The sequence below is a fragment of the Paenibacillus sp. OT2-17 genome, from assembly GCF_009827695.1.
GTDB classification, from domain to species: domain Bacteria; phylum Bacillota; class Bacilli; order Paenibacillales; family Paenibacillaceae; genus Paenibacillus; species Paenibacillus polymyxa_B.
Genome location: NZ_WUDQ01000123.1, coordinates 1 through 8,868, shown reverse-complemented (window position 1 = coordinate 8,868; position 8,868 = coordinate 1). Strand labels below are relative to the sequence as shown.

Genomic DNA, 8,868 nt, shown 5'->3' with positions numbered 1-8,868 from the left:
TGTCTGCATTCAAAAATGGATCTGTATAAAAAGATAAGGTACGCATCATGCTCGTTATTCTATTGTTAGCAGTATTTATAGAAGTCCGTTGCTTTTCGATTTCTGCTTCCCATTGCTCAAATTCCTTGTCTGAAATCAACAAATCCTCTGCTTTTTGCCGTGCGCTTCCTACCGACGGATCTACGTTGGAGCCTGCTCCGCTTGGAGTAGGGGCTGCTGAAACCTCATCGTAGCCTGCATTGGCCGCCCTCTGCTTATATTGGGCAATGACTTTGCGCATCTCTTCATTAATCTGTCGGGCCTCACTTAACGGTTCCTTGGCTTCCAGAAGCAGCTTATCATGTTCTTCTCCAGCCTGAACCATGATCTGACGCAGGCGATCAAGCGCTGCCCTCGCTCTACGTGCATAATTTTCCATCTGCATGATTTTAACATCGTCCACACTCTTCTTATTGTCTTCATATACATGTACGTAATGCTTATATTGAGCGGCAATATCGGCTACAACCTCAAGCGGGTCCCATATATACTGATTGGGCATATAGGTGCCCCTCTGTTTAATAATCCGCTTGCGAACCTCTTCCATATAAGCTCCTGCCTTACGCTGCTTCTCCAGCATGTCATCCAGTTTGGCCTCTCGTCTGTCGTACAGCTTTTGCAGCCTTTTCAGCAAATCTACCGTATGAGAAGCCTCTTTCATATTTTGAGAGAGCGGCTTAAGCTTTTCGAGCACTTCAAACGTAAAATCGACAGGTGCTTTATACTTCATCTCTTCACGGATCTGCTCGTTAAATATGGCATATTTACCAAGCTCCCTTTCCATTTGCAGGGAACTAGAATCCAGCTTCATATTCATAAGCGGTAGCGTTTCTGTGCGTGCCGTACGCCGCGCGCTGTCATTCAGCACTTTGACCATAATTTGTTCTCCGCCGCCTTCGCCATAAGCAAACAAACCGTACTCCTGTTGTAATGTCGGATCATAAGCAGACATCACTGAACGAACCGCCGCATGGGTCAGCCGTTCGGTCTGCACATGCAATGCAGCAATTCTCGCGTAATCAATAAATACAGCAATAAAACCGAACATGACCGCCAAAATCAGAATTAAAAAGACCGTGACAGCACCTGATTCCCCGTCCTTTGTGTTGTGTCTCTTACCAAACACCCGCTTCCTCCTTTCCAGTTACATTCCCGTTACTTACTTCTCACTGACCGTTTTGACCATATTGCATCAGTACTTTCCCTACAACTGCCGAATCTACCTTTTCACCTGATCCTCTGCCCATAAACTTCGCACCATAATAACGGACCAACTCCACCGTACGAATCCATTCCACAGGTTCGACCACGCCAGAGCTCATTTCCCCTTGCAAATCTGTCTGATCTAAAAACTGATTCAACAAAGGCACCTTCACTGTCTTATTTAACTTTGTGGTCACCTTACGGTGAATCATACTGTTCTCATATGTCATCTGCCCCTGCATGCCCGCAGGCATTCTATTTTCTGCATTGGACAGCTTCTGAGCAGGTAACGAGCCTCCCCCATTGCCGCCCGGAACCTGTACACTTTCCTGATTGTTGGCTCCGGTCCAGCCAAACAGGGCTCCCAGCATAACATCATCCTTCAGGCGCCAATAGAGAGAATCCCGTTGCCCTTGTGTAAATGCTCCCGTACGTGGGTCCTTGAAGCTGTTATCCCAACTGTAAGCGGCCCTTTCCGAAGCAGTAGCAGCGACCTGCACCAATATAGATTTTTGATATATGTACAGGCCAAAAAATAACATCACAAAAATGACCAGCAGTAGAATGGGAAAGACGAGGGAAGCTTCCAAGGAGAAGCTCCCGTCCTCTTTTTGTGATAATTTACGCAGCATTATGAATCCATAAAATCGTTACTTTTTTTATCCGCCTTTTTCAAAAGCCCTTCTACAATTTTCTTGATCTGATCCTTAAAAATAATTGCCACCGCAATCAGAATGGCAATGATCAGGATCATTTCTAACGTACCCAGACCATCCTCATCCTTGTACAACTTACGAATACTGCCTGTTACTAATGTCATCATCGTTGTATTCCTCCTACATATTCATCATCATTAAAGCCGGAGCGCCCACCAGCACAATTACCGTTAGCAAAATCAGCGCCATCGGGAATACTAGCTTAGATGAAGCCTGCTCCCCTCTTGTGCGGCTAATTGAAGTCCGCTTGCCCCATAACGTCTGGGATAACTCACGTAAAGCCATCACGAAATCGCTCCCGCCGCGCCTCATATTCAACAAAACTGTCGTCGTAAATACTGTCATTTCCTGAATACCACAACGTTTGCTCAGGTGCTCAAATGCCTGTTGAAAGGAATAGCCACTTTCCCATTCCGCCACCGTCTGCCTCAGTTCTCGATACAACGGATGTTCCGTATCCGCCCCTTTACGTTCCACGCAATGTAGCAATGCCCGTTGTACCGTCTCACCTGCACCTACTAAAAGCATCATTTTACTCAACAGTTCAGGCAATTCCATTAAAATTTGCTGCTCCCGCTTCTGTACTTTCCCATGCAAATCCTTGATCAGCGCGATGGGTACCAGAATACCAAGTCCCAATCCGAGCACCAGCCCGGTCGCATCCCCGCCCAGCATAAGCGATATTAAAGCTCCACCAGCAGCCATTATATATCCGTAACCCAACATTTCTGTCAGAAAAAGCATCGTTTTTTCTCCGCTGTTGCGCATACCATACAGCTTCTGCACCGAACGCTGGAGCTTGAACATCAGCAAAGGCAGCCTGTGAGTAGCACGTGAAGCATGAATCATGTGTACAAATGGGACTGAAAGTCTTTGCAGCCGCAGTCCCTCCAGCTTCATATGGCGAAAATGCGCATACTTAGCACCATGCATCTGGTTCAGCACCACCCAACCTCCCACTTGCAGAACCAGCATGACCAGACAAACCAACATCACCACACCCATCTCTCCTTACACTTCAATCTTCATAATGTGGTTGATCCACACAAGACATCCACCAAGCACCAATAAACAAAAGGTTGATAAAATCATACCTGTACCGCTGTATAAGGGCATCATGTAATCACCCGCTGTCATCGTCATAAACAATACAAACAAAAAAGGCGCCGCAAACATAACCCTCGATTCAAAACGTTTCTGCGCAATCATTACACCGATCTCCTGTTGAATTTCCAACTTCTCACCAATGACACTTGAAGCTCGTCGTACGACTTCCACCAGATCACCTCCGGTTCGCTTGCAAGCCGCAAATACGTCCGCAAAATTCGTAATATCCTCCATTTGCGCCCGACGGGCCAAATCCTGCAAAGCAGCCTCTACAGGCTGTCCGATTTCGAGACAGGCGGTAATAATGTTAAATTCAAAAATCAGGTCGTGATCTCCATCCGGACTAAGCAACCTCAAATCCTCTACAGCCTCACGAAAACCATTCTCCACCGACCTTCCCGCTGAAAGAGAAGACGAGAGAGAATATAAAGCCTGCTTGAATTGGATGCTTAGAGCAGACCTGCGTCGATGCAGCAAAAATTGCCTAAAATAACGAGGCGTCACCACAGCCCCGGCAGCGCACAGCAACGATAATATCCATTGGTGATAAAATAGATAGCCGATCATCGCAAACAGCACGCCACTAAACAATATGCACAGACTTTTTTGTACTGTCGATAATGTATACACCGTATAATCTGGCAGAGAAGGGATCTCATGTGATACTTGCTTGGCAGTCGTTTTTCCTGGCTTCACGCTGATACTCCTCCCCTGTGCCAGCTTTCCGGATTGATCCCGGCCATTTGCAGCTTCAAAGTATGTTGCAGACCCTCGCCACAACGTTCCAGACCTCCTACGATTCGCCCCTTACTTTCTCCTCGTTCCTGAAAACGATAAAGGGGATTAAGCGTCACCTCACCATTTTCAAAACCAATCACTTCGCTAATTTCCAGTACTCGTCTGGATTTGTCGCGCATCCGTGACAGATGAACGAATATATCAATGGCCGAGCTGATCTGCTGCCGTACTACTCCAAGCGGAAGCTCTGCCCCTCCGAGCACCATCGTTTCCAGCCGGCTGACCATATCGCGGATATTATTCGCATGCCCAGTTGACAAAGATCCATCGTGTCCTGTATTCATCGCTTGCAGCATATCCAATGCCTCACTTCCCCGGACCTCACCCACCACAATGCGGTTGGGCCGCATACGCAGGGAGGAACGAATCAGATCACGAATTGTGATTTCTCCCTTCCCCTCGGTGTTCGCATTCCGTGTTTCCATGGAAACTAGATTAGGGACCGTCACAATTTGCAGCTCTGCTGAGTCTTCAATGGTAATAATCCGTTCAGACGACGGGATAAACTGGGATAATGCATTCAGAAAAGTTGTTTTACCAGACCCCGTTCCTCCGCTTATAAAAATGTTGTACTTGCTACGTACCAAGTCCTTGAGCATAGCAGCGGTTTCTGCATCAAGCGCACCCATTTGTATCAAGTCATCCATCGTCATAGGACGCTCGGGAAACTTCCGTATTGTCATCGTCGGACCCTTGAGAGCAACTGGAGGCAACACAATATTTACGCGTGACCCATCCTTTAACCGGGCATCCACAATGGGGGAAGCCTCATTCACAATTCGGTTCACCCCGGCTACAATCGTCTGGATTAAATCCTCCAGCCGCTCGCGGGACTCAAATTGATCAGGTACCTGCATCACTTCACCAGCCCGTTCCACAAAAATTTCCCGGTGACTGTTAATCATAATTTCCGTAACGGTCGGGTCATCAATCAATGGCTGGAGTACATCCAGCCCACGGAAAGAGTTAAAAATCTTGCGGACGAGTGCATGCTTCTCACGGGAAGTTAAGCCCACCAGCTCTACATCGTGTAAAATTCGATTTTCAATATGCCGTACCAGATCTGCATCCTTTACCGAAGACGTTACGTCCAGCCCGTTTCGGATATCTGCTCGCAATGCCTTAAACCGTTCCTCATTCATGTTCATCAGCCCCTTTTAAGACCAAACGGCGGGCGGATGTGTTACACTGTCCACATTCAGCAGCTCGTGGCACAGATGACGAATTTCCCGCTGATAAATCGGTGAACTAAGCAGTAGCTCATGGTGCTGCATCTGCTTCCATGAAGGTATATAGGGTAACGCTCCGTTTATCTCCATGAAGTCACGAGGTAATGAGTTGATCATAGTTCCCATATAGCGGTTCACCACAAAGCTGGTTTTGCATATCATGTCTTCAAGCCCTTCAGGCTGCGTGGTTTCTAAAACATCCAGCCATAATCCGCACTTGTGCATGCTCATTAAATCGTCTGCCAGCAGCCAAATCAGCTTATGACTAGCTTCAAGCACGGCTTGAGCCCGATCACCTTTTTCAGAATCGCCATCTACGATCACTACATCATACTGCCCACTTTCGGCAACCGTTCGAATCAGCTCTTTCGCTTCATCACAAGTCATGTCCGTCAGCTCCTTGCGATTATAGACAGGCTGAAAAGTATCCGCCTGAATTTCAGGGCGACGAATACAGTAGGAAGCCATGGATAATGGAGTGTCCTCACTCCCCTCCGCCTTGAGATCATAGAGCAGCCTGGACAGCCCTTCTCCTTCTGCTCCGCTAGCACTGCCTGAACCAGTGAACAACGAGCTTGAATCCACCGTCTCCAGATTCAGATAGAATACCGAATATCCCTCATTCCCCAGCTGTTTGGACATATTGAGTGCGGCCGTTGTCTTGCCTAGTCCACCGGAAGCTGCTACGATGCCGATAATCATTCCACCTTCCCGACTGTTTACACTTTTCCGACCGTTCGACCTCTGTCTAGCCGTTTCCAAAATAAAACCGACCAGCTCAGATAAAGGCTGATACTTTAATAAAGGCTGTCCATATTCGCTCACTTGTTCTCCCTCATGCAATACCAAACAAGGAATATCAGCAGCTTCCCTGTCTGTCCATAGATTCAAAAAAGCCGCTTCACCTACCACCACATCCGGTCTTTTCATTCCACTGGTTTCCATCATGTATTGATGAAATGCCTCCGGTTGCGAAAAAGCCGTGATTCTCAGCCTTCTGGCGTACTCGCTTCCGTGAACATAATTCAGCAGCGGCTCAATATAATCCCGGCTTTCTACGGCCAATACCACTTTCACTGGAACTATAACGCTCATCCCTTTCCCTAACACAACAACGCAAAAAAGCACCGTTCATCCATCCGTAAGTACATACGGTTGGTGAACGGTGCTTCCGTCACGTGCAATCTATTTACTGGTAGAATAGCATAGCGCTTATATTAGAGCAAGTATTTTTTGTGCAAGTATCTTCCAAAATCCTCGTACTAGGAGAAGGCGGGCAGTCTAGCCCCGCCTCCTAGCATCTTCATCTTAGTAGAATTTGTGGTGACGACGATGACAGTCATGATGGCGATGATGGCGGTGATGGCGACGTTTCCGGCAATGACATTTCTTATCAAAATCTTCATGTTTCCGGTGATCATGTTTAAATTTAGGTTTAAACTTAATGACAGTCACCTTAATGATCTTCTTAAAGATACGTTTTTTTGGCTTACGCAAATGACAATGTTTAAACATTTTTAATTCGCCTCCATTTCTTTGAGATAGAATATACTATGGAAGCAGCGAACCATCGGTAACCATCATATGACTATTTATGAATTTACTGGGCGAATTAACGATCTACCTCAAGCTTAATATCCGGATCATAATCCGCCACAATTAGAACATCCATATGACGTGCTTGACGGAGAATCCTCGGCACAACCGCAGCCTTCCCCCAACGGCTACTTCGGGAAGACTGCCCCACGATGAGCTGCGTACCTGAATATCCTTCCACTGGAGCAATCAAAATGTCGGCAATCTCGCTTCGGCTGGAAACAAGCCGTATCTCAAAGGTTCCCCCCAGTCGGTGGGTCAGCAACTTTAGTTGTTCCAGACGAGGGTTCAGTCTCTCGGGTATACGCTCACCTACATGAGCATAAGTCACAATCCACACAGCCTTCAGACGAAAGGCGATACGAAAACCGCGGCGAATCAGCCTTTCAGCATTTTCGCTTAGCGTCACGCCTACGAAGATCACTTCCTCCCTGCGCCACGGTCCCCGAAGTGATTCGTGTCGATCCCAGGATTCCAGCCGCTCATCTACATCATCTGCCAATTCCCGCAAAGCAAGTTCACGCAACGCAATCAGATTGCCCAGTTTAAAAAAGTGGCTAAGTGCCTGTTCCACCTTCGCAGGTTCGTATATTTTGCCCTCACGCATACGCTGCTGCAAAGATTTAGGAGCCACATCAACAAGCTGTACTTCATCGGCCAGACGCATCATATGGTCGGGAACAGTTTCCCTCACTCGTATGCCAGTAATCTGTTCTACCGCATCATTCAAGCTCTCCAGATGCTGTACATTCATTGTGGATATCACAGAAATACCTTGTTCCAAAATGGTAAGCACATCCTCATAGCGCTTAGATCTCATACTTCCGGGAACGTTGGTATGTGCCAGCTCATCAATAAGCACCACCTCGGGATTACGCCTGAGAATGGATTCCGTGTCCATTTCTTCCAAGTGTGCGCCATGGCGCTCGATGGACTGACGGGGTATCATCTTCAGAGATCCTACCTGGGCCAGTGTTTCTGCTCTTCCGTGCGTTTCCAGCAATCCGATAACTACATCGATCCCACTCTCCAGCAGATCATTCCCCTCTCTCAGCATCGTGTATGTTTTGCCGACCCCCGGAGCAGCGCCAATGTATACCTTGAGCTTGCCCCGCAGGATTTTGGCTGCCTCAGCCTGTGCTTCCTCAACGCTCAAACGATGATACGGATCATTCTCTCCCTCCTCCTGTCTCATTGTTGGCAAAATCCGCTCTCCCTCCTGCTCGGCCCGGTCCGCAATCAGCAGCAAATCCATATTTTTCATTCGTTTTAAAATCCCATTCACAAGCGATCCTTTCATCAGCTCCTGCCACGGAGTCTGCCGAGAATGCCCCATAACAATTCGGGTAACATTGTGCGTCACCGCGTAATGAATCAGTTGACGAGGCAACCTTCTGCGGGAAAAAAGCGGGATTTCTTCAAATGTTGATCCGATCTTGTCAGCCAATTTCTTAATTGAACGCTTGAAGGCTGCTGATTCTTTGGACAGCTTGCGCTTCGAGCTGACAAAGGAGACTACTAGCATATCTCCACCCAACCGCTTGGCGACCTGTTCCCCCCTACGTACATAAATGGACCCATTCCAATGATATTGGACAGGTACCAAAATACGCTCTGCGGCTCCTGACGCCCCGTGTAAGCCTAACTCCTCCCGGTGCCGTTCCAGCGAATCGTTCACATCCTCTGCTACCAATCGCAGGGCTAGCTCACGCAATTTACCCAGATTTCCCCGGTGAAACATCTCAGGATTGGGCGTATGCATATAGCCTTTCGCCAGCCGTTCCAAAATCATCTCCGGGGTGGCATCAATCAGACGAATTTCATCCGCCAGCTCCAGTGTATCAACCGGAACCGTATATTCCGCTTCAAAGCCTGTCAGCTGATACACCCACTCCGTAATTCCCTCGAGTTCATAAACATTGACCGTCGTAATGACGCTAATTCCCTGCTCCAGCAAATACCGAATATCCTCCAGCCGTGTTGGAAATGGGGCGTCCTTCCGGTTATGATGTGCCAAATGATCCACCAGTACCACCTCGGGATTTCGTGCCACCAAAGCTTCCACATTCAAATCCTTTTGCTCCTCACCATCTTTTATCCAATGAATACTAGGCACTCGCTCCAGCGTGCCGACCTGTTCCACGGTCACAGGCCGCTGCATGGTTGAGACCGCACAAATC

General features: G+C 47.8%; 8 protein-coding genes. All 8 read right to left on the bottom strand.

Annotated elements, in window-relative coordinates:
- Positions 1–1,165 (bottom strand): TadE/TadG family type IV pilus assembly protein (locus tag GRP75_RS14525; RefSeq protein ID WP_272917208.1); only part of this gene is annotated, 1,165 nt, incomplete at its 3' end.
- Positions 1,166–1,205: 40 nt separating this feature from the next.
- A complete protein-coding gene (locus tag GRP75_RS14520) occupies positions 1,206–1,874 on the bottom strand; it encodes a TadE family protein (protein ID WP_160789644.1) in 669 nt (222 codons plus the stop codon).
- Complete coding sequence (locus tag GRP75_RS14515) at positions 1,874–2,065, bottom strand: Flp1 family type IVb pilin (protein ID WP_013309278.1); 192 nt, start codon at positions 2,063–2,065, stop codon at positions 1,874–1,876. The genes GRP75_RS14520 and GRP75_RS14515 overlap by 1 nt, the downstream gene beginning before the upstream one ends.
- A gap of 13 nt (positions 2,066–2,078) precedes the next feature.
- Positions 2,079–2,963, bottom strand: a complete 885-nt coding sequence (locus GRP75_RS14510; RefSeq protein WP_081326375.1) for a type II secretion system F family protein — start codon at positions 2,961–2,963, stop codon at positions 2,079–2,081.
- A 6-nt stretch (positions 2,964–2,969) separates the two neighbouring features.
- Positions 2,970–3,761, bottom strand: coding sequence for a type II secretion system F family protein (locus GRP75_RS14505; RefSeq protein ID WP_160789643.1), 792 nt, complete (start codon positions 3,759–3,761; stop codon positions 2,970–2,972).
- Entirely contained in the window at positions 3,758–5,005 is a 1,248-nt protein-coding gene (locus GRP75_RS14500) for a TadA family conjugal transfer-associated ATPase (protein WP_076158172.1), read from the bottom strand. The genes GRP75_RS14505 and GRP75_RS14500 overlap by 4 nt, the downstream gene beginning before the upstream one ends.
- Positions 5,006–5,020: 15 nt before the next feature.
- Positions 5,021–6,187, bottom strand: a complete 1,167-nt coding sequence (locus tag GRP75_RS14495) for a P-loop NTPase family protein (protein ID WP_160789642.1) — start codon at positions 6,185–6,187, stop codon at positions 5,021–5,023.
- A gap of 517 nt (positions 6,188–6,704) precedes the next feature.
- Positions 6,705–8,868: histidine kinase (locus GRP75_RS14490; protein WP_160789641.1), on the bottom strand; the 2,164-nt coding region annotated here is incomplete at its 5' end.